This window comes from Micromonospora sp. NBRC 110009, from assembly GCF_030518795.1.
Classification (GTDB): domain Bacteria; phylum Actinomycetota; class Actinomycetes; order Mycobacteriales; family Micromonosporaceae; genus Micromonospora.
Genome location: NZ_CP130427.1, coordinates 4,508,504 through 4,530,060, shown reverse-complemented (window position 1 = coordinate 4,530,060; position 21,557 = coordinate 4,508,504). Strand labels below are relative to the sequence as shown.

17 protein-coding genes are annotated in these 21,557 nt (G+C 73.9%); 7 read left to right on the top strand and 10 right to left on the bottom strand.

Going from position 1 to position 21,557, the window contains the following annotated elements; genetic code table 11:
* The first annotated feature begins 45 nt into the window (after window positions 1–45).
* Entirely contained in the window at window positions 46–1,545 is a 1,500-nt protein-coding gene (locus Q2K19_RS21635) for a GH1 family beta-glucosidase (protein WP_302763250.1), read from the top strand.
* Window positions 1,546–1,593: 48 nt separating this feature from the next.
* Here the strand turns inward: Q2K19_RS21635 and Q2K19_RS21630 are convergent, their stop codons facing one another.
* The 3 genes from Q2K19_RS21630 to Q2K19_RS21620 form a co-directional block, all read right to left on the bottom strand.
* Window positions 1,594–2,016, bottom strand: coding sequence for a roadblock/LC7 domain-containing protein (locus Q2K19_RS21630; protein WP_446839619.1), 423 nt, complete (start codon window positions 2,014–2,016; stop codon window positions 1,594–1,596).
* Complete coding sequence (locus tag Q2K19_RS21625) at window positions 2,013–4,640, bottom strand: sensor histidine kinase (protein WP_302763246.1); 2,628 nt, start codon at window positions 4,638–4,640, stop codon at window positions 2,013–2,015. Before Q2K19_RS21625 ends, Q2K19_RS21630 begins: the two co-directional genes overlap by 4 nt.
* A gap of 108 nt (window positions 4,641–4,748) precedes the next feature.
* Complete coding sequence (locus Q2K19_RS21620) at window positions 4,749–6,152, bottom strand: FGGY family carbohydrate kinase (RefSeq protein WP_302763245.1); 1,404 nt, start codon at window positions 6,150–6,152, stop codon at window positions 4,749–4,751.
* Between the two features lie 259 nt (window positions 6,153–6,411).
* Here Q2K19_RS21620 and Q2K19_RS21615 point away from each other — a divergent pair, with 259 nt between their 5' ends.
* Entirely contained in the window at window positions 6,412–8,409 is a 1,998-nt protein-coding gene (locus Q2K19_RS21615) for an anthranilate synthase family protein (protein WP_302763243.1), read from the top strand.
* A 67-nt stretch (window positions 8,410–8,476) separates the two neighbouring features.
* Here Q2K19_RS21615 and wrbA read toward each other — a convergent pair whose 3' ends face one another.
* A complete protein-coding gene (gene wrbA, locus Q2K19_RS21610) occupies window positions 8,477–9,094 on the bottom strand; it encodes an NAD(P)H:quinone oxidoreductase (RefSeq protein ID WP_302763241.1) in 618 nt (205 codons plus the stop codon).
* A 364-nt stretch (window positions 9,095–9,458) separates the two neighbouring features.
* Between wrbA and Q2K19_RS21605 the strand changes: the two genes are divergently transcribed.
* The gene (locus tag Q2K19_RS21605) at window positions 9,459–9,977 is read left to right on the top strand and encodes a hypothetical protein (RefSeq protein WP_302763239.1); all 519 of its coding nucleotides are present in this window, start codon (window positions 9,459–9,461) and stop codon (window positions 9,975–9,977) included.
* Window positions 9,978–10,082: 105 nt separating this feature from the next.
* Window positions 10,083–11,186, top strand: a complete 1,104-nt coding sequence (locus Q2K19_RS21600; protein ID WP_302763237.1) for a winged helix DNA-binding domain-containing protein — start codon at window positions 10,083–10,085, stop codon at window positions 11,184–11,186.
* Window positions 11,187–11,202: 16 nt separating this feature from the next.
* Here Q2K19_RS21600 and Q2K19_RS21595 read toward each other — a convergent pair whose 3' ends face one another.
* Window positions 11,203–11,865 carry a nucleotidyltransferase family protein gene (locus Q2K19_RS21595; protein WP_302763235.1) on the bottom strand — a complete coding sequence of 221 codons (663 nt, stop codon included), beginning with the start codon at window positions 11,863–11,865 and terminating at the stop codon, window positions 11,203–11,205.
* Window positions 11,866–11,936: 71 nt separating this feature from the next.
* On the opposite strand from Q2K19_RS21595, the gene Q2K19_RS21590 reads away from it, so the two are divergent.
* The 3 genes from Q2K19_RS21590 to Q2K19_RS21580 are packed head-to-tail and all read left to right on the top strand — an operon-like array spanning window position 11,937 to window position 15,579.
* Window positions 11,937–12,479, top strand: coding sequence for a 2Fe-2S iron-sulfur cluster-binding protein (locus tag Q2K19_RS21590; RefSeq protein WP_446839620.1), 543 nt, complete (start codon window positions 11,937–11,939; stop codon window positions 12,477–12,479).
* On the top strand, window positions 12,476–13,468 hold the full coding sequence (locus Q2K19_RS21585; RefSeq protein ID WP_302763234.1) for an FAD binding domain-containing protein: 993 nt from the start codon (window positions 12,476–12,478) through the stop codon (window positions 13,466–13,468). The genes Q2K19_RS21590 and Q2K19_RS21585 overlap by 4 nt, the downstream gene beginning before the upstream one ends.
* Window positions 13,465–15,579 carry a xanthine dehydrogenase family protein molybdopterin-binding subunit gene (locus Q2K19_RS21580; protein WP_302763233.1) on the top strand — a complete coding sequence of 705 codons (2,115 nt, stop codon included), beginning with the start codon at window positions 13,465–13,467 and terminating at the stop codon, window positions 15,577–15,579. The genes Q2K19_RS21585 and Q2K19_RS21580 overlap by 4 nt, the downstream gene beginning before the upstream one ends.
* On the opposite strand, the gene Q2K19_RS21575 is transcribed toward Q2K19_RS21580, so the two are convergent.
* The 5 genes from Q2K19_RS21575 to Q2K19_RS21555 form a co-directional block, all read right to left on the bottom strand.
* Window positions 15,576–16,772, bottom strand: coding sequence for an aromatic ring-hydroxylating oxygenase subunit alpha (locus tag Q2K19_RS21575; RefSeq protein ID WP_302763232.1), 1,197 nt, complete (start codon window positions 16,770–16,772; stop codon window positions 15,576–15,578). The genes Q2K19_RS21580 and Q2K19_RS21575 overlap by 4 nt on opposite strands.
* A gap of 150 nt (window positions 16,773–16,922) precedes the next feature.
* A complete protein-coding gene (locus Q2K19_RS21570; RefSeq protein ID WP_302763231.1) occupies window positions 16,923–18,131 on the bottom strand; it encodes an ABC transporter ATP-binding protein in 1,209 nt (402 codons plus the stop codon).
* A 9-nt stretch (window positions 18,132–18,140) separates the two neighbouring features.
* On the bottom strand, window positions 18,141–18,977 hold the full coding sequence (locus Q2K19_RS21565) for a carbohydrate ABC transporter permease (protein WP_302763230.1): 837 nt from the start codon (window positions 18,975–18,977) through the stop codon (window positions 18,141–18,143).
* Window position 18,978: 1 nt separating this feature from the next.
* The gene (locus Q2K19_RS21560; RefSeq protein ID WP_302763228.1) at window positions 18,979–19,968 is read right to left on the bottom strand and encodes a carbohydrate ABC transporter permease; all 990 of its coding nucleotides are present in this window, start codon (window positions 19,966–19,968) and stop codon (window positions 18,979–18,981) included.
* Window positions 19,969–20,035: 67 nt separating this feature from the next.
* On the bottom strand, window positions 20,036–21,325 hold the full coding sequence (locus Q2K19_RS21555; protein WP_302763226.1) for an ABC transporter substrate-binding protein: 1,290 nt from the start codon (window positions 21,323–21,325) through the stop codon (window positions 20,036–20,038).
* Between the last annotated feature and the right edge of the window lie 232 nt (window positions 21,326–21,557).

Genomic DNA, 21,557 nt, shown 5'->3' with positions numbered 1-21,557 from the left:
GCGCTCCCGGCCGTCGGGCGGCCAGTCACTCCGAGGAGAAACCCGATGTCGCTACTCACCCGACGGCGCCTGCTCCGCCGCGCCGCCGCCTCCGCCACCGCCGCCGGCGCGGCCCGCACCGGGCTCACCGGCACGGCCGTGGCCGGGACCGCCGCGTCCACCGCCGCAGTCGCCGGCTGCGACGACCCGCCCGGCACCGTCCCCGACGGCGCGGAGTCCGCGCCGGGGGCGCTGCGCTTCCCGGCCGGCTTCGGTTGGGGCGCCGCCACCTCGGCGTATCAGATCGAGGGCGCGGCCAAGGAGGACGGCCGGGGCGAATCGATCTGGGACACCTTCAGCCACACCCCGGGCCGGACCCGCAACGGGGACACCGGCGACGTCGCCGCCGACCACTACCACCGGTGGGCCGCCGACCTCGACCTGATGCGCGACCTGGGCCTGCGCAGCTACCGCTTCTCCATCTCCTGGCCGCGCATCCAGGCCGACGGCTCCGGCCGGCCCAACCACCGCGGCCTCGACTTCTACCGCCGCCTGCTGGACGGGCTGCACGAGCGGGGCATCGCGCCGATGGCCACCCTGTTCCACTGGGACCTCCCCCAGGCGCTGCAGGACGCCGGCGGCTGGGAGAACCGGGACACCGCCGGCCGATTCGCCGACTACGCCGACGTCGTGTTCCGCGCCCTCGGCGACCGGGTGCCGGTCTGGCTCACCGTCAACGAGCCGAAGACCGTGGTGCAGAACGGCTACCTATGGGGGCACCACGCGCCCGGCCGGCAGGACCCGGAGGCCGCGTACCTGGTCGCCCACCACCTCCAGCTCGCCCACGGCCTCGCCGTCCGTGCGCTGCGCGCCAGCGGGGCGCCCGGCCGCATCGGCCCGGCGCTGAACCTGCACCCCTGCTACCCCGCCGACGACACCGCCGAGGCCGCCGCGGCCACCCGGCTCTACGACGGCTACGAGAACCGGCTCTACCTCGACTCGATCCTCAAGGGCGCCTACCCGCAGGACGTGCTGGCCGACCTGGGCCCGGACAGCCGCGTCGCACGCGGGATCCGCGACGGCGACCTGGCCGTCATCGGCAGCCCCGTCGACCTGCTCGCGGTGCAGTACTACACGCCCATCTACGTCACCGGGCAGGGCGGGATCGCCACGAAGTGGCCGACCTCCGAGGCGGACTGGCAGCAGATCCACCCCGAGGGGATGTACGACATCCTCACCCGGGTCACCCGCGACTACGGCCGGATCCCGCTCACCATCACCGAGAACGGGCTGCCCTGCCCGGACACGCTCGCCGCCGACGGCACGGTCGACGACGCCGCCCGGATCGACTTCCTCCGCGACCACTTCGCCGCCGCCCACCGCGCGATCCGGGACGGCGTGCCGCTGGAGAGCTACCACGTCTGGTCGCTGCTGGACAACTTCGAGTGGGCCGAGGGCTACGAGCAGCGGTGGGGGCTGGTCTACGTGGACTATCCGACGCAACGCCGGGTGCCCAAGCGCAGCGCCCACTGGTACCGCGAGGTGATCCGCCGCAACGGGCTCTGACGAGCGCGGCCCGGCCGGGGCGCAGCGCCGCCGGCCGGGCGGCCCCGCTCAGCGGGGCAACGCCTGCTGGAGTTCGGCGCGCAGCGCCGGGGTGAGCATCTCGCCCGCCTGCTTCGCCAGCCGGGCCATCTCGTAGCCGACCACTCCGATGTCAGCGTCCGCCGCGGCCAGCGTGGCCAGGATCGAGCCGTCCCGGATCTGCATGACCAGGAAGTAGCCCCGTCCCATCTCGACCACGGTCTGCTTGACGACGTCCCCGTCGAACATCTGGGCCGCGCCGGCGGTGATGCTCATCAGACCGGAGGTCACCGCGGCGAGCTTGTCCGCGTGGTCGCGGGGCAGGTACGCGGAGATCGCCACCAGCAGGCCGTCGGACGAGACGACCACGGCGTGCGCCACCCCCGGTACCCGCTCCGCGAACGCGTTTACCAGCCAGCTCAGGTCGCGTGCCTCCTGGCTCAACGTCGTCACTGTTGTCGTCCCCCTTCGTCGCGCGGCATGAACAGCACTGCGGTCTCCTCGGCCTCCGCCCGCCGTACCCCGCCGTAGAAGCGGGAGAGCACGCCGCCGACCGCGTCCGGATCCGGGTCGTGTCGTGGCGCGTGCGGGCTCGGGGCGGTCTCGGTGACGGCGGCGAGCTGGGCCATCGGTACGCGCACCGGCAGGCCCCGTTCGTTGGTCCCGCCGGTGACCGGCGTCTCGACGGGCGGCGGCGTCACCCCGAGCACCGACGACGACGGCCCCTGGCGGGAGAACCAGCCGCCGCCGCCCGGCGACCCGGTCGACGGCGTCAGCACGTCCTCGGCCCGGCCCGGCACCGTGCGGGGCCCCGGCACGGCCGTCCCCCCGGGCGTACCGGACGGCACGGGACGGCCCACGGTGGGCGGCTGCGTCGCGGGCGGCGCACCGCCGCCTAGCGGCAGCCCCGTCAACGGCGACACCGGCAGCGCCGCCGGAGCCGCCATCGGGCGCCCGGCCACCGGCAGCTCGGTGGTCGCCGCGCGGAGCGGGCCGGCGCCGAACGCGAGGCGGGATGCCGCGGCGACCTGGGTGGTCAGCATCCGCGGCGCGGAGAGCTGGCCCAGCTCGGCCCCGGGCGCGGCCGCCAGCAGCTCGGCGGGGAGCCGGACGCTCGCGACCAGCCCCTCCTGACCGGCCCGCAACCGCACCTCGATCCGGTGCCGGGCACCCAGGTGGCTGACCACGAACAGACCCATCCGCTCGGAGGCCGCCACGTCCGCCGCCGGCGGCTCGGCCAGCACCGCGTTCGCCTCCGCCAGCGCGGCCGGGCTCATCCCCAGCCCCTCGTCGGCGATCTCCACCAACGCCCCGCTGCCCTCCCCCCGGGTGCGGACCCGCACGACGGTGTCCGGACGGGAGAAGGCGGTGGCGTTCTCCAGCAGCTCGGCGAAGAGGTGCACCAGGTCGCCGACGGCGTGCCCGACCACGTGCAGGTCCGGGTGGTACTCGTGGCGCACCCGCTGATACTGCTCGATCTCGGCGCTCGCGGCCAGCAGCACCGCGCCCAGGCCCACCGGCCGGTTCCACCGCCGGCTGGACTCCGTGCCGGCGAGCACCAACAGGCTCTCGTCGTTGCGCCGCATCCGGGCGGCCAGGTGGTCGAGCTTGAACAGGTTCTCCAGCTGCTCCGGGTCGCTCTCCTCGCGCTCCAGCTCGTCGAGGAGTTCGAGCTGCCGCTCGACCAGCACCTGGCTGCGCCGGGCCAGGTTGACGAACATGGCGTTGACGTTGCGCCGCATCATCGCCTGCTCGACCGCGACGTCGACGGCGCTGCGGTGCACCGCCACGAACGCCTCCGCCAGCTCGCCGATCTCGTCCTGCGAGCCGAGCACGGCCGGCGGCACCTCGATCGCGCCGACCGGGCGGTCCACCACGCGCAGCCGGTGCAGGGTGTGCGGCAGCTCCACCTGCGCGATCCGCAGCGCCTGGCTGCGCAGCAGCCGCATCGACCGGGCGATCGAGCGACCGACCAGCAGGGAGACGAGCACGGCCACCAGCAGCACCGCGAGGATGCCGCCCACCACCAGCAGGGTGGCCCGCAACTGCTGCGTGCTGGCCGCGTCGGCGCGGCGTACGGCGTCGTCGAGGACCTCGCCCTCCAGTTGGCGCAGCAGCTCCTGGCGCTGCTCGCTGGCCGCCCACCACTGTGGCGCGGGCAGCAGCGCCGGCTCGGCGGTGCCGCTGGGCAGGGTCTTCTCCTCCAACTTGCTGGCCGACACGAACGCCGGATCCAGCGACGTCTGGTCGTACCGGCGGACCTGATCGGCGGTGGCCGCGGTCCGGAACGCACCCAGCGCGGTGAGCTGCTGGGCCCGCAGGTCGGTCAGCGTCGCCTGGTCGTCGACCTCGTACCGGCCGGCGCGGGCGGCCGCGTACAGCTCGGCCCGGACCCGGGAGGTGAGCTCCTTGACCCGGGAGAGCTGCACGTACCGCAGCACGGCGTCGGTGAGCGCCCGCTGGTCGTCACCGGGTGACGGCTCGGCCAGCAGGTTGAGCAGGGCGGCCACGGCCCGGTGGTAGTTGCCCAGGATGGTCTCGCTGCTGAGCACCGCCGGCGGGATCGCCGCGCGGATGTACACCACCTGGTCGTACGCCTCCAGCGCCTGCGAATAGGAGACCCGCCAGGCGGCGTCGGCGTCGGCGAGCGGCTCTGCGGCCTGCCGCAGCTCGGCCATCGCCCGGTCGGACGCGGCCTGCAGGGGCTCCAGGGCGGCGACCGCCGCGTCCCGGTCGGCGCTGCCCTCGGCCTGGCGCAGCGCGGCCAGCTCTCCGGCGGCCCGGTCCCGCTCCTGCTGGAGCTGGTCCACCGCGGTGGTGATCTGCCGGCCGATGCCGACCTGCTGGGCGAACTCGCTCAGCGCGGTGGTCCGCCCCACCAGCCCGGCGGTCTGCACGCCCGCCAGCACCAGGAAGGCGAGCGACGGGAGGACCAGCACGGTGGCGAGCTTCGTGCGAATCCGCCAGTCCCGCAACCGGAAGGCCGAGCGTCGTCGGCGGGGCACGGGCCGGTCGTCGGCCGGGACCGGGCGCTGCTGCGCCGCCGGCCCACGTGCCGGGTCGGGACCTGCGCCCACACTTGCCTCCTCGGTCCCTCCCCACGGCTCCCGCACGACGGGGAGCGGGGTCCATCCAACCAGGCCACCGGGCGGTGTCAACGGGTTGATTGACCGCGACCAGGAAGGTCAGCCCGACCGGGCCCGCCCCACGGTGTTCGGCTCGGCGGGCTCGTCCGTCCGGCCGATGCCGTCGAGCAGCGCCGCCTCGGCCATCCGGCCGGTGGCCACCAGCGCGGCGCCGGTCGCCCCGACCTCCGGATTTCGCTGGTAGCGCACGGTACGCGGGTGGAGGGCCTCGGTGAACGCCCCGCGCCACCAGGCGGACGCCGCCATCGCGCCGCCACCCAGCACCACCTCCACCGGGTCGCCGACGCCCGACTCCAGCAGCGCGAGGTCGTCGGCGATCATCCGGCACAGGCCGGTCATCAGGCCGGCGAGCACGTCCACGGCGGTGCTGCCGAAGCTCAGCCCGGACAGCGCCCCGGACCCGGCCGGGGCGACCCCGGGTGGCCGGTCCCCGCCCAGCCGCGGATCGGCCCGGGCCCCCAGGCGCCGCTTCGCCCGGGTCAGCGCGGCCTCCAGCTCGGTGCCCTCGGGCAGGCGCAGCTCCCGCCTCGCCCAGGCGTACAGGTTCCCCCCGCTGGAGTAGGCCGCCCCGGTCACCACGTGCTCGTGGTCGACCCGGTACCGCCAGAGCTGGTCGGCCAGCGGCGGCAGCTCCGCGCCGGCGGGGGCCGGCTGGATGAGGCGCACCGCGGCGGACGTGCCGACCGTGATCGCCGCCCGGGACGGGGCGACGCAGCCGGAACCGACGTTGGAGGCGGCCCCGTCGCCGAGCGGGGCGGCCCAGCGGGCCTCGGCCAGCGCCGGCCAGCGCCGGGCGTGCTCGCCGCGCAGCCGGCCGTGCCACCGCTGCGGGGCCAGCGCCGGCAGGTCCGTGGGACGTACGTCGGCCAGCTCGCACGCCTCGACGTCCCACTCCAGCCGGCGCAGGTCGAGCAGCCCGGTGCCGGACGCCATCGACACCGACATCGGCGCCTCCTCGAGCAGCGCGCCGAGGACGTACTCGACCAGCCCGACGAAACAGCCGACAGGCGCCCCGGCCCGCTCCCGCAGCCAGGGCAGCCGCAGCGTCCAGTAGCAGCGGTGCCACCACGCGCCGGTGCGGTCGTGGAACGCCTCCGGGTCCACCGGACCCCGGGCACCGGGGAGCGGCTCCGGCCGGGTGTCCATCCAGGTCAGCACCGGCCCGAGCGGGGCGCCGTCGACCCCCAGCGGGAGCACCGAGTGCCACTGCGCCGACGTCGCCACCAGCTCGACGTCGCGCAGGTGGCCGCCGGCGGCCAGCTCGTCCAGGCACTCGACCAGGGAGGCGAGGTAGGCGGGGCCGTCCAGGGTGCCGGTGCCGTCCTCGCCGGCGACCAGGTGCACCTTCCGGCGGGCCAGCGCGCCGGGGCGCGGGGTGGCGTCCGCGTCCAGCACGAGTCCCCGTACCGAGGAGGTGCCCAGGTCGAGCGCGAGAATGTTCATCGCCGGTCAACCTACCCGCCGGGGGCGAAGCCGAAGCCAAGATCCGCGAGCGGGTCGGCGATCGGGTTCCCCGCGGTGACGCGGTCGCGTACAGTGATCGCCATGCCCGCGCACCTGACCTGCTGGTGGCCCGCCGACCCGGCGGCCCACCCCCGCGCGTAGCTTTCCCACGCGGCCGCCCGACGAGGCGGCCGCCGGTCTCACTCCCCGGCACACCGGGTCGCCCCGCAGGGTGGCCACGGCCCACGGAGGAGACCCGATGACCCGCCCGCACGACCCGCTCGCCGCCGTCGCCGCCGGCGCCGACCCCGGCCCGTTCGCGCTCGTCCGCCGCGAGGGCGCCGACCACCTCGACCTCTTCACCGGCCCGGTACGCACCGCCGACCGGCTCGCCGACATCCCGCTGCCCGACGGGGCACCCGGGCCACGCACCCTGGCGCTGGTCCCGTACCGGCAGGTGACCGAGCGCGGGTTCGCCTGCGTCGACGACGGCACGCCGCTGGAGTGCCTGGCGGTCGAGGAGCACCGGCGGATCCCCCTCGCCGAGGTGCTGGCCGCGCTGCCCGAGACGCCGGTGGTGACCCGCGACGCGGCCTTCGACATCTCCGACGACGAGTACGCGGAGACCGTCGGCCGGGTGCTCGCCGAGGAGATCGGCCGCGGCGCGGGTGCCAACTTCGTCATCCACCGCACCCTGCGGGCCACCGTGGTGGGCGAGCCGTTGGTGGCGGCCCTGGCCGCGCTGCGCCGGCTGCTGCTGCGCGAGCGCGGGGCGTACTGGACGTTCGTGGTGCACACGGGGACCCGGCTGCTGGTCGGGGCCAGCCCGGAGCGGCACGTCAGCGTCGACGACGGCCTGGTCATGATGAACCCGATCAGCGGCACCTTCCGGCACACCGGCGCGGCGGCCGACCGGGACGCGCTGCTGCGCTTCCTCCACGACCCGAAGGAGGTCGAGGAGCTGTACATGGTGCTCGACGAGGAGCTGAAGATGATGGCCACCGTCGCCGAGCACGGCGGCCAGGTGGTCGGGCCGTACCTGAAGGAGATGGCGCACCTGGCGCACACCGAGTACCTGCTCGCCGGGCGGGGTTCGCTCGACGTGCGGGAGGTGCTGCGGGAGACCATGTTCGCCCCGACGGTCACCGGCAGCCCGATGGAGAACGCGTGCCGGGTGATCGCCCGGCACGAGCGGTCCGGGCGCCGCTACTACGCCGGGGTGCTCGCCCTGCTCGGCCGGGACGCCGAGGGCCGGCAGACCCTCGACGCGCCGATCCTGATCCGGACCGCCGAGCTTTCCCCCGCCGGCGAGCTGCGGGTGCCGGTCGGGGCGACCCTGGTCCGGCACTCTACCGCCGAGGGCGAGGTGGCGGAGACGCACGCCAAGGCCGCCGGGGTGCTCGCCGCGTTCGGCCTCGCGCCGGACGCCCCGGTGGCCGACCACCAGCTGCCCGGTTCGGCCCGCCCGGGGCCGGACCGGCCGGACCACCCTTCCCGATCGGCCGGGCTGACGCCGCGCCGCGACCGGGAAGGGTCGCTCGCCGACGACCCGGAGGTGCGGGCCGCGCTCGCCGCCCGCAACGCGCCGCTGGCCCGGTTCTGGCTGGACCAGCGGAACCCGGGCGCGACCGCGCTGCCGGGGCTGGCCGGTCGCCGGGCGCTGATCGTGGACGGTGAGGACACGTTCACCGGGATGCTCGCCCACCAGCTCGGCGCGCTCGGGCTCGCCGTGCGGCGCCGCGACTGGCACCGCCCCGGGCCGGTGGACGGGTACGACCTGGTGGTGGTCGGTCCGGGCCCGGGCGACCCGACCGAGCTGGCCGACCCGAAGATGGCGGCGATGCGGGGGCTGCTGGCCGAGCTGGTGGCGGCCGGCCGGCCGACCCTCGCGGTCTGCCTCGGCCACCAGCTGCTCGCCGGGCTGCTCGGGCTGCCGCTGCACCGCCGGGACGCGCCCTACCAGGGATTGCAGAGGGAGGTACGGCTGTTCGGCACGCCCCGCCGGGTCGGCTTCTACGCCAGCTTCACCGCCCGGGCCGGAGCGGACCGGCTCGCCACCCCGTTCGGCCCGGTGGAGCTGTCCCGCGATCCGGTGGACGGGGCGGTGCACGCGCTGCGCGGGTCCGGCTTCGCGGGCGTGCAGTTCCACCCGGAGTCGGTGCTCAGCCGCGACGGCCTGGCCGTCCTCGCGGACCTGCTCGGGCATCTGCTCGTCCGCCCGGCGTTGACCGGGCATGGACCGGAGAATCGGGGGTAGGGCAGGGACGACCGGTGGCCCGGGCGGGCCGAGAGCCCCCGTCCGGCCACCGGTCGCCACGTACCGGTCAGCCGGCCAGTCCCCGCTTCAGCGCCGCGCCCATCTGCACCGCCCGCTTCGCCGTCAGCGCGGTGGCGGCGAGGGCCACGTGGTCCGGCGGGATCTCCCCGTTGTTGCTGGTGTGCGAGCCGCCGTACGGGTTGCCGGCGACGAACTGGCTGGGGTCGGTGTAGCCGGGGGTCACCACGATGCCGCCCCAGTGGTAGAAGACGGTGTACAAGGACAGCAGGGTCGCCTCCTGGCCGCCGTGCGAGGTGGCCGTCGAGGTGAAGCCGCTGTAGACCTTGTTGGCCAGCGCACCGTTGGCCCAGAGCGGCCCGGTGGTGTCGATGAACTGCTTAAGTTGCGCGGCGATCATGCCGTATCGGGTGGGCGAGCCGAAGATCACCACGTCGGCCCAGGCCAGATCGTCCGGCTGGGCCTCCATCACGTCCTGCGTCTCCAGGCGGTGCGCCTGCCAGCCCGAGTTGGAGCGGATCGCCTCGTCCGGCGCCAGCTCACGAACCTTGCGCAGGCGTACCTCGGCTCCGGCCTCCCCGGCGGCCTCGACCGCCGACTGCGCCATCTGGTAGGTGATGCCGGTCGCGCTGTAGTAGATCACCGCGGCCTTGACCTGGCCATCCATCAGACGTTTCCTCCTCGGTGTCAAGTCAGCTCCGGCGTCTACCCGTTACTTGCGGCGACAAACGGCGCCGGCCGAGGGCGGACCATCACGGGGATCGATAACTTGCCGCTGCTCAAGATTTGCGCAAGTTCCCAGGGGAACCGCCTCCCGGAATCCCGGCACCGGGGATCCTGTTCGCACCGGTGCCGGCAGAGCAGCCGCCCCGCACCGGGAACCTGAACGGGGGATCGCGCTCCGCCAGCGACCGGCTGGCGTAGCGCGATCAGGGGTGCGCGGCGCTGCTCCTCCTATTCGCCCGGCTCCCCCGGCATGCCGTCCGCCCGCCCGGGGATCCTCTCGTGGACCTCGAGAGGAAGGACGAACGATGCGGCTGACCGAACAGCAGGTCCGTGCGCTGTACGGGCAGGACGTCCAGGACCGCTCGGGCGCCACGATCGGCAGCGTGGCGCAGGTCTGGGCCGACGCCGCCGGGGAGCCGACCTGGGTCGGCGTGCAGACCGGCGTCGCGGCGCGCGACGAGTCGATGGCCCCACTGCACGGCGCCCGGCTGCAGGCGGGCCGGGTGCGGCTGCCGTACGACGGGTCGACCGTGCGTGGCGCCCCCGCCGTGGCACGCGGCACGGACCAGCCCCTCGGCGTCGACCAACTCACCCTGCTCTACCGGCACTACCAGTTGCCCGGGCAGGGCGCGGTCCGGGTGCCGGAGCAGCCGCCGCCGCGGGCGAACGGTCCACCGGAGGTGGTCCGCGCCGAGGAGCGGGTGCCGGTCGAGCGGGTCCGGTTGGCCCGGGACGAGGTGGTCGAGGAACGGCCGGCACACGCGCAGGTCCGCCGGGAGGTCGTCGACGCGGACGTGCCGGAGGGCGCCCGCCGCGACCGCTGACCCCCCGCATCCCGGGCGGGTGGGCGGCCGGCCCACCCGCCCGGTCGGGCCGGAAACGTCGGTCGGGGCGCCTATGCTGGCCGTCCAGATCGACGGGAGGCGGCCGTGCCCGTACGGCTCACCGGCGCGGAGGCGCTGGCGCTGCGGATGACCAGCCTGCTGCTGCGCCCACACCCGGTGGCCCGCCCGGCCGGCGTGGGCGAGGTGGTGGAGTGGTTCGGCGCCATGCAGGCCCAGGACGTGGCGAGCGGCGAATGGTCGCTCGGCGTACGCCTGCCCGGGCGCACCCAGGCCGACGTGCGGGCGGCGCTGGAGCGGCGGGAGGCGCTGCGGACCTGGCCGATGCGCGGCACGGTGCACCTGGTGCCGTCCCGCGACGCCCACTGGATGCTGGCGGTGAGCGGGGTCCGCGCCCTGGCCGGCGTCGCGGCCCGCCGGGCGCAGCTCGGCCTCACCGAGGCCGACGCGGACCGGGCCGCCGACGTGCTCGGCGCCGCGCTGGCCGGGGGTCGCCGGCTCACCCGCGCGGAGTGCCTGGCCACGCTCAACGGCGCCGGCTTCGACACCGGCGGGCAGCGGGGCTACCACCTGCTCTGGTACGCGAGCCAGCGTGGCGTCACCTGCATCGCGCCGCACGTCGGCAAGGAGCAGACGTTCGCCCTGCTGGACGAGTGGGTGCCCGACCCGCGCCGCCCCGACCGGGACGAGGCGCTCGGCATCCTGGCGCGGCGCTACGTGCGCAGCCACGGCCCGGTCACCGCCCAGGACCTGGCCCGCTGGACCGGCCTGACCGTCACCGACGCCCGGCGCGGTCTCGCGGCGGCCGGCGACGCCCTGGCCACCGTCGAGGTCGACGGGGTCGCGGCGGTGGTCGACGCCGCGCTGCTCGACGCGCCCCGCGAGCCGGTCGACGACGTGCACACCCTGCCCGGCTTCGACGAATACCTGCTCGGCTTCCGGGACCGCACGCTGATGCTCGACCCGGCGCACGCCAACGCGGTCGTCCCGGGCAACAACGGCATGTTCCAGTCCACCGTGGTCCAGGGCGGCCGGGTGGCGGGCACCTGGAAGCGGACGCTCGGGAAGTCCGCCGTCACGGTGACCGTGCGGCAGCTCACCCCGTTCGACGCCGCGCTCCGGTCCCGGGTGGAGGCGGCCCTGGCCGGCTACGCGCGCTACCTCGACCTGCCGCTGCGCCTCTCGTGGTGACGCGGGCAGCACCGCGTCACCGTCCCGCCTCGACGTCCCGTCGCGTCCGCCTGGCCGTCCGGTGCCGAGCCAGGTCGGCCGGGGTGTCGAGGTCGGCGGGAGAACCGGCGTCGTCGCACGGGACCCGGGTCACCAGGTCGGCCCGGGCCCGCAGGAAGTCGCGGGCGCCACGGTCCCCCGTCGCGTACGGCGTGAGCAGCGGCCAGATGACACGGCTCAGCAGCACGGGATGCCCGATCTGGCCGGCGTAGCTGGCGACCGCCACCGGTGCGCCGGCCGCGTGGGCGGCGCACACCCGGCGCACCGCCACCGGCTCCAGCGCCGGCTGGTCGACGAGCACCACCACGGCGGCGCCGACGTGCCCGGGCAGCGACGCCAGGCCGCAGCGGAGCGACCCGCCCAGCCCCTCCCGCCACCGCCGGTTCACCAACAGCACCGCCCCGGGTAGCTCGGGCAGCAGGTCGGCGTCCGCGCCGACCACGACGTGCACCGGGGTGCAGCCGCCCGCGCGGAGCAGGCGTACCGCACGCCGGACGAGCGGCTCGCCGTCCAGCTCGACCAGCGCCTTGGGGTGGCCGGGTGCGGGCACCGGGCCGGCGGTGCTCGCCACCACGGTCGCCAGTCCGAACGGGACATCCCGCCGGCTCCAGCCGGGTACCGCGGCCAGTACCTCGCGCATGCCGCTGATCCCGCCTTCCGACGCTCATGGGTTTTGTCGGTAAATCGCCCGAACAACGGTAGTCTGACCCGGTGCGGGAGAGCGGGAAACCGGCAGAAGACGGGCGGTCGTCCACCGTCACGCTCACCGTCAACGGCGTCGGCCACGAGCTGACGCTGGACAACCGGACCACCCTGCTGGACGCCCTGCGCGAGCGGCTCGCCCTGACCGGCAGCAAGAAGGGCTGCGACCACGGGCAGTGCGGCTCGTGCACGGTGCTGCTCGACGGCCGGCGGGTGAAGAGCTGCCTGGTCCTGGCCGTCACCCTGGACGGCCGGACGGTGGTCACCGTGGAGGGACTCGCCGGCCCGGCGGACCTCTCCCCGCTTCAGGCGGCCTTCGTCGCGCGCGACGCCTTCCAGTGCGGCTACTGCACACCCGGCCAGCTCTGTTCCGCGCGCGGGATGCTCGACGAGGTGGCCCGGGACTGGCCCAGCGCGGTGACCGAGGACCTGACCGCGCCGGTGGAGCTGACCGACGCGGAGGTGCGGGAACGGATGGGTGGCAACCTGTGCCGCTGCGCCGCGTACCCGAACATCGTGGCCGCGATCCGGGACGCGGCGGCGGCACGGTGAGGCCGTTCCGCTACCACCGGCCGGCCGACGTCGCGGAGGCCGTCGCGCTGCTCGACGTGGAGCCGGAGGCGGCGTACCTCGCCGGCGGGACCAACCTGGTGGACCTGATGAAGCTCGGCGTGCAGCGGCCGGACCTGCTGGTGGACGTGACCGGCCTGCCGCTGGACACGGTGGCGGCCCTGCCGGACGGCGGGCTGCGGATCGGGGCCACCGTGCGCAACAGCGACCTCGCCGCGCATCCCGTGGTGCGACGCGACCACCCGCTGCTCTCCCGGGCGCTGCTCGCCGGCGCCTCGGGACAGCTGCGCAACATGGCCACCACCGCGGGGAACCTGCTGCAACACACCCGCTGCGCCTACTTCCAGGACACCGGGAAGGCGTGCAACAAGCGGGAGCCCGGTACCGGTTGCGCGGCCCGGCACGGGCAGAACCGCGACCTGGCCATCCTCGGCTGGTCCGAGTTCTGCGTGGCCACCCACCCGTCGGACCTGGCGGTCGCCCTGGCCGCCCTCGACGCCTTGGTGGAGGTGCACGAACCGGGCGGGGCGCGGGAGATCCCCCTGACCGAGCTGCACCGGACGCCCGGGGAGCACCCCGAGCGGGAGACCACGCTCCCCCGCGGCGCGCTGATCACCGCGGTACGGATTCCGCCGCTACCGTTCGCGAGACGCTGCGCCTACCTGAAGGTGCGCGACCGGGCCACGTTCGCGTTCGCGGTCGGCTCGGTGGCCGCCGCGCTCGACCTGGACGGGGACACCGTTCGCGACGTCCGGCTGGCGTACGGCGCGGTCGCGCACCGGCCGTGGCGGGCGTACCGGGCGGAGGAGGCGCTGCGCGGCCGCCCGTTCACCGCCGAGCTGGCCGCCCGGGCCGCGGACGCCGAACTCGCCTCGGCCCGCCCGTTGCCGCACAACGGGTTCAAGGTGCCGCTGATCCGCAACCTCACCGTCCGCGCGTTGACCGCACTGGCCGGGACGGTGCCCCGGTGAGCGCGCCGCCCGCCGGCGCGGTGGGCCGGGCACATCCGCGGCTGGAGGGCCGGGACAAGGTCACCGGGGCGGCCCGGTACGCGGTCGAGTACCCGGTGCACGACGTGACGTACGGCTGGGTGGTGCCGGCGACGGCGGCGCGCGGGCGGATCAGCCGGATCGACGTGGGCCCGGCGCTGGCCGTGCCCGGGGTGCTGGACGTGCTGCACCACGGCAACGCGCCCCGGCTCGTGTCCGGAGTGGACCCGACCCTGTTCCTGTTGCAGGAACCGGCCGTGCACTACCGGGGGGAGTTCGTCGCGCTCGTGGTGGCGGAGACCATCGAGGCGGCCCGCGAGGCGGCCCGGCTGGTCCTGATCGACTACGACACCGAGCCGCACAGCACCGTGCTCTCCGAGCACCACCCGGGGCTGTACCGGCCGGACAAGGTGAACCCGAGCTATCCCACGGACACCGCCGACGGCGACTTCGACGCCGGGTACGCGGCCGCCGAGATCCGGGTGGACGCCACCTACCGCACGCCGGCTTACCACAACAACCCGATGGAGCCGCACGCTACCACCGCCCGCTGGGCTGACGGGCGGCTCCTGGTGCACGACTCCACCCAGGGTTCGACGCCCGTGAAGGCCACCCTGGCGCAGCTGTTCGGGCTGCCCGACGAGGCGGTCCGGGTGGTCGCCGAGCACGTCGGTGGCGGCTTCGGCAGCAAGGGCGCACCGAAGGCGCCGGTGGTGCTCGCCGCGCTCGCCGCCCGGCACGTGGGCCGGCCGGTCCGGCTGGCCCTGACCCGACAGCAGCTCTTCGGCCCGATCGGCTACCGCACCCCGACCATCCAACGGGTCCGGCTCGGCGCCGACGCCGACGGGCGGATCGCCGCGGTCTGCCACGACGCGATCAGCCAGACCTCGACCGTGCACGAGTTCGCCGAGCAGACCGCCGTCTACACCCGCAGCATGTACGCCGGGCAGCACCGGCGCACCACCCACCGGCTGGCCCGGCTGGACGTGCCGACCCCGTTCTGGATGCGCGCGCCGGGCGAGTGCCCGGGCGCGTACGCGCTGGAGTCCGCGATGGACGAGTTGGCGACGGCGTGCGGCATCGACCCGGTGGAGCTGCGGGTGCGCAACGACCTGACCGTCGACCCGGACACCGGGCACCCGTTCAGCAGCCGCAACCTGGTCGCCTGCCTGCGGGAGGGGGCCCGGCGGTTCGGTTGGGCCGACCGGGACCCGACGCCGGCGACCCGCCGGGAGGGACGGTGGCTGGTCGGCACCGGGGTGGCCGGGTCGAGCTACCCGGCCCGATCCCGGCCCGCCGCCGCGGCGGCCACCGCCGCACCGGACGGCACCTTCGAGGTACGGATCAACGCCACCGACATCGGCACCGGCGCCCGGACCGCGCTGTGGCAGGTGGCGGCCGACGCGCTCGCGGTGCCCGCCGACCGGGTGGCGATCCGGGTGGGCGACAGCGACCTGCCGCCGGCCGGGGTGGCCGGCGGTTCGATGGGCACCGCCTCGTGGAGCTGGGCGGTGATCCGGGCCTGCCAGGCCCTGCGTGAGCAGCTTCGGCACTCCGCGGGCGGGACGGTGCCGCCCGACGGGCTGACCGTGGAGGTGGACACCGCCGACGAAATCCGCGCCCAGCGCTCCCTCCCCCGGTACGCGTACGGCGCCCACTTCATGCAGGTGCGGGTGGACGCGGACACCGGCGAGGTGCGGATGGACCGGATGCTCGGGGTGTTCGCCGCCGGCCGGGTGGTGAACCCGACCACCGCCCGCAGCCAGCTCATCGGCGGCATGACCATGGGCCTGTCGATGGCGCTGCACGAGGAGGGCCTGCTCGACGAGCGGTACGGCGACTGGGTCAACCACGACCTCGCCACCTACCACGTCAGCGGTTGCGCCGACGTGCCGCAGATCGAGGCGTACTGGCTGCCGGAGGAGGACCCGGAGCTGAACCCGGCCGGGGTGAAGGGGCTCGGCGAGATCGGCATCGTGGGCAGCGCCGCGGCCGTCGCCAACGCGGTGCACCACGCGACCGGGGTACGGATCCGGGACCTGCCCATCCGGCTGGACAAGCTGCTGGACCACCTGTCCGTGCGGCGACGCTAGGCCGGGCGACCCTGGCCGGCAGCTTGATCGCCGTGGCGCGGCCGGCAGGCGGCGGTGACCGTGGCCACCGGATCCTGGTACGCCCGGGCGAGGAAGCTCATCCACTGATGGACCGCGTCCTCGTTCGGGGCCAAGGGTCCCGCGTGATAGTGGGGCGAGGAGAGCCCACGCTGGACGGATTCGCACGCCGCCCAGTCCTCGCGGTTCGTGATGTCCCAGAATTCCACCGCGTATGCCACGTCGGTCACGTGCGGCGGCACGTACCAGCTGCACTCGACCCGGGTCCGGTCGGGCGCGAGCGGTTCGATCCGGTGCGTCATGACGTAGTCGGGGTGTGCCGAGATCAACAGGTTGGGAAAGAGGCCGACGTACCGGACCGTGCGGCGGGGAGCTCCCTCGATGAACAGTCCACGCGACCGACCGTCCAGCGACATGGTTTCGGCGTGGTCGCGCAGGTCCATCGAGCCGCCGATCCAGGCACCCGGCAGGTCCCAGTTGTCGCCGGACGTCGGCGGCGAGACCCGGCAGAGCTCCGGGTGGATGCGGGGGCAGTGGTAACACTCGTGGTAGTTCTCCACGATCACTTTCCAGTTCGCCGCGACGTCGTACACGTGACGGTCGCCGAGGCGCAGGCGCTCGGGCTGGTACGGATCGACCAGCTCGTCGAGGGCACCGAGGTAGTCGGCGAACGGCGGAGCCCCGCCCGCCGCGTTGACGAACACCCAGCCCTGCCAGTGCGCTACCGGTAGCTCGATCAGGCCGTGGTCCGCGGGATCGAAGCCGGCGACGCCGCCCATCCCGGCCGCCGCCGCCAGGGCGCCGTCCAGCCGGTAGGCCCATCCGTGATAGGGGCACACGATCGCCGACCGGTCCGCCGTCGCGCCCGCAACGAGCAGCTCGTGGCCGCGATGCCGGCAGACGTTCGCCAGCGCCCGCATTGTCGCGCCGTCACAGGTCAGCAGCACCCCGATGTCGCCCACGGTGACCGCCCGTTGGTTGGCCCCGCGCAGCTCCACGCTCCGGCCGACGCAGACCCAACCCCCGCCGAAGAGGTGTCGGCGTTCCCAGGCCAGCACCGCCCGGGAGGTGTACGCGGCTGCCGGCAACGTGCGTGAGCTGCCGAACGGCAACGACGCCACGACGAGATCGTCGGCGTCCAACGGTGCGGCTGGGCCGCCGGAGCGAACAGACATCGCCACCTCCTGCCGCCCGGCATCAGCAGCTCCACACTGCCGGGTAGCCCCGATCCAACCACCGCGACGGTACGAGTGGTCAAGGCCGGCGGCGCGAACAGGCACGTCGGGGCCGGCGGCACACTGCCACCGGCCCCTGTCGTCCTACCGTCAGTCGGCCAGCGCGCCGGCCGCCCGGCCGTCGTGCAGGGTGAGGTTCCGCCCGGTGGACGGGTCGAACAGGTGGATCTTCTCCAGGTTGAACCAGACCCGCCGGTTCTCGCCCTCGCGGACCGGCGACTCCGCCGACAGCCGGGTGACCAGGCTCGAACCGGTGCCGGTGAAGTCCGCCGCGCCCGCGTCGGCGGCCAGCTCCTCCAGCTCGGCGGCGCTGGCCCGCTCGCCCTCGACGGTGAAGTAGACGTACTTGTCGGAGCCCATCGACTCGACGATCTCCACGGGCGCCTCGAACTCCAGGCCCCGGCGGCGGGTCTCGTCGTCGATCAGCGCCGCGTCCTCGAAGTGCTCGGGGCGGATCCCGAGGATCAGCTCGCGCGGCGCGTCCCCGCCCTCCAGCTGGCGCCGGACCCGCTCCCCGATCGGCACGTCGCCGAGTGCGGTGCGCAGCTTGCCGTCCTCGACGGCGGCGTGCAGGAAGTTCATCGACGGCGAGCCGATGAACCCGGCGACGAAGAGGTTGCGCGGGTGGTCGTAGAGCTCCTGCGGCGGGCCGACCTGCTGCACGGCGCCGCCCCGCATGATCACCACACGGTCGCCGAGGGTCATCGCCTCGGTCTGGTCGTGGGTGACGTAGACGGTGGTGGTGCCGAGCTGCTTCTGCAGCCGGGACACCACGGTGCGCATCTGCACCCGCAGCTTGGCGTCGAGGTTGGACAGCGGCTCGTCCATCAGGAACGCCTTGGGCTGACGGACGATCGCCCGGCCCATCGCCACCCGCTGGCGCTGGCCACCGGAGAGGTTGGCCGGCTTGCGGTCCAGCAGCGGGGTCAGCTCCAGGACCTTGGCGGCCTCGTCGACCTTGGTGTTGATCGCCTCCTTGTCCAGCTTGGCGAGCCGGAGCGGGAACGCCATGTTCTCCCGCACGGTCATGTTGGGGTAGAGCGCGTACGACTGGAACACCATGGCGATGTCCCGGTCCCGGGGTGCCCGGTCGTTGACCCGCTCGCCCGCGATGCGCAGCTCGCCGGAGCTGATGTCCTCCAGGCCGGCGATCATGTTGAGGGTGGTGGACTTCCCGCAGCCCGACGGGCCGACCAGGATGACGAACTCGCCGTCGGCGATCTCCAGGTCGACGTCCCGCACCGCCGTGGTCCCGTCCGGGAACCGCTTGCTCACCTTGTCGAGCACGATGTCAGCCATGACTACCACCTATCCCTTTACTGCGCCGGAGGTCAGGCCGGAGACGATGCGGCGCTGGAAGAAGAGCACGAAGAGGACGATCGGAATGGTGATCACCACGGCGGCGGCGCAGATCGCCCCCGTGGGATCCTCGAACTGCGACTCGCCGGTGAAGAACGACAGCGCCACCGGCACCGTGCGGGACCGCTCGGTCGAGGTCAGCGAGATGGCGAAGAGGAAGTCGTTCCAGCAGAAGATGAAGACCAGGATGGCCGTGGTGAACAGCCCCGGCGCGGCCAGCGGGGCGATCACCCGCCGGAACGCCTGGCCCTGGGTGGCGCCGTCCATCTTCGCCGCCTTCTCCAGGTCCCACGGGATCTGCTTGAAGAACGCCGACAGCGTGTAGATCGCCAGCGGCAGGGCGAAGGTGATGTACGGCAGGATCAGCCCCGGCCAGGTGTCGAAGAGGCCGAGCTGCCGCTCGATCTCGAACAGCGGCGACACCAGCGACACCTGCGGGAACATCGCGATCAGCAGGGAGACCCCGACCAGCAGCTTCTTGCCGGGGAAGTCCAGCCGGGAGATCGCGTACGCGGCCATCGCGCCCAGCACCACCGCGATCAGGGTGGCGATCAGGGCGATGCCGATCGAGTTGACCAGGGCCCGGACGAACTGGTCGGTGTCGAAGATCGTCCGGTAGTTGTCCAGCGTCCACTCCCGGGGCCAGAACCTGCCGTCGGTGAGGGTGGCCGGGGTCTTGAAGGAGAGCGAGGCGATCCAGAGCACCGGGATCAGCGCGAAGACGACGACGATGACGTCCAGCAGGCCCCAGCGCAGCTTCGCCCGCGTGGTGGTTTCGGTGGCCATCTCAGCGCCTCTCCCCGTCGTCGCTGCCGGGGGCAGCGGTGCCGAACAGCTTCACGAAGACGAAGGCGATGATCGCCACGGTGAGGAAGATCAGCACCGACATCGTGGAGCCGATGCCGAGGTTCAGACCCCGGATCAGGTTGTTGTAGGCGAGCATCGACACCGACGAGGTCTCGTTGCCGCCAGCGGTCAGCACGAAGATGTTGTCGAAGACCCGGAACGCGTCCAGGGTGCGGAACAGCAGGGCGACCAGGATCGCCGGCTTCATCACCGGCAGCATGACCTTGGTGAACCGCTGCCAGGCGGTCGCGCCGTCGGTGGAGGCGGCCTTGAGCAGGTCCTCCGGCACCAGCGCCAGCCCGGCCATCAGCAGCAGCGCCATGAACGGGGTGGTCTTCCAGATCTCCGCCAGCATGATGATCGCCAGCGAGCTGGCCCGCTCGGTGAGCGGGGCGCTGCCGTCGAAGAGGTTGGCCAGGTAGCCGGTGCCGGGCGTCCAGGCGTACCGCCAGGAGAAGGCGGCGACGACCGTGACGATGCCGTACGGGATCAGCGCCGCGGTGCGGACGATGCCCCGGCCGACCAGCGTCCGGTGCATGATCAGTGCCAGCGCCATGCCGAGCACCAGCTCGACCGCGACGGTGACCACGGTGATCAGCGCGGTCACCCCGAACGCGGTCCACCAGAACTGGTTGGTCAGCACGGTCACGTAGTTGTCCAGCCCGACGAACTGGCGCTCGTCGGGGAAGCGCAGGTCGAAGCGTTGGAGTGACAGCCAGACCGAGTAGAGGATCGGGTAGGCCGTCACCAGCAGCATGACCAGCGCGGCCGGGGCGCAGAGCAGCCAGCCGAGGCGGCGCTCGGCCCGCTTGTTCTCGCTCAGCGGCGGCTTCGCCCGGCGGCGAGCCCGCTGCGCCGGCACGGTGGCGTGCCGGCCGGCGGTGCGCTCGGCGGCGACGTCCGTGCCGGCCGGAGTGGCGTTCAGGCTCATGCCGTCACCTCCCTGGGCTCGGCGTCGCCCTGCGGTTGGCTGGCGCTGCGCCGGATGGTTCGCTCGGTCACGGGAGGACCCCCTTCGACTCGAGGGCGTCGGCGATGGCATCGCGCAGCTCGTTCGCGGTCTGCTCGGGCCGGATGCCCGACGGCGGCGACAGGATCGCCGACATCACCGTGGAGATGCTCTGGTAGGCCGGGGTCAGCGGCCGGACCGCCGGCTCCTTGAGCTCCTCCAGGATGGTCTCCTTCATCGGGTACGCCTTGTCCATCTCCGGGTCGTCGTAGACCTTCTCGATGGTCGGCGGCACGCCGTCGTTGACGGCGGAGAACTTCTGGTGCTCGGCGTTGCGGATGCACTTCGCCGCCTCGAAGGACTCCGTCGGGTGCTTCGAGTAGGTGCTGACCGCCATGTTGACGCCGCCGATGGTCACCTTGCTCGGGGTGTTCGCGTCGATCCCCGGCAGCCGCGCCCACTTCACCTTCTTCGCCATGTCCGGTGCCGCCTCCTGCATCGCCGGGTAGACGAAGGGCCAGTTGACCTCGAAGGCGCCGCCACCGGACTGGAACTCCAGCCGCACCGGGTCCTCGGTGGCGTTGGTGAACGACGGCGACGTGACGCCGGACGTGGCGAGCTTCCTCAGCTGGTCGAGCGCCCGCACCGTGCCCTCGTCCATCACGGCGTGCTTGCCGTCGTCGCTGAGGATCTTGCCGCCGGCGCTCTCGGCCAGGGTGTTGTAGAGGACGACCAGCCCCTCGTACTGGGCGCCCATGGTGAGCACCTGGTAGGGCTTGCCCTGCTGCTCGAGCTGCTGCGCCGCGGAGATCATCTCGTCCCAGGTCTTCGGCGGCTGCGGCACCAGGTCGGTGCGGTACCAGAGCAACTGGACGTTGGTGTTCTTCGGCGCGGCGTACAGCTTGCCCTCGTAGCGGGCGGTGTCCAGCGGGCCGGCGAGGGTGCCCTGCTCCGCCTCGGCCTTGTCCTGGCCGGTCCACTCCCGGATCCATTTCGCGCTGGCGAACTCCTGGGTCCAGGTGACGTCGAGGCCCAGCACGTCCATCCCGCTGTCCTGCGCGGCCAGCCGGCGCACCAGCTGCACGCGCTGGTCGTCGGCCTGTCGCGGCAGCACCCGGTAGACGATCTTGTAACGTCCCTGGGCCTGGGCGTTGCAGTCGTCGACCACCTTCTGCAGGTTCTGCTCCGGCGGGTAGTACAGGTTGATCGTCGGCGTTCCACCGTCACCGCCGGAGCCGCAGGCCGCCAACGGCGCCACCAACGCCAGTACGGCGGCTGCCGCCGCCGTACGCTTCCCTGTCCGCCGCCGGTGTGCAGCCTCGTCGGGGTCTGTCCTCATCGCCCTCCCCCTTTCTCTGGCGAGAGCCGGGGAAGTGAGCCGTGCCCCGGCGCACGGCGAGACGGTCGGGGCGCCGTTGCGGCCGGCCCGCTCGGACCCCGGGCGTTTCGTGCGCCTGACAGTGCCCGACCTGTGACGTTGCGAAACCTGACGGTGACCGGAGCGGCCCGACCGGTTGCTGCTGTGGGACAGATCACGCGCCGCGGCGGTTGTCGGGGGCCGGCGGCAGACT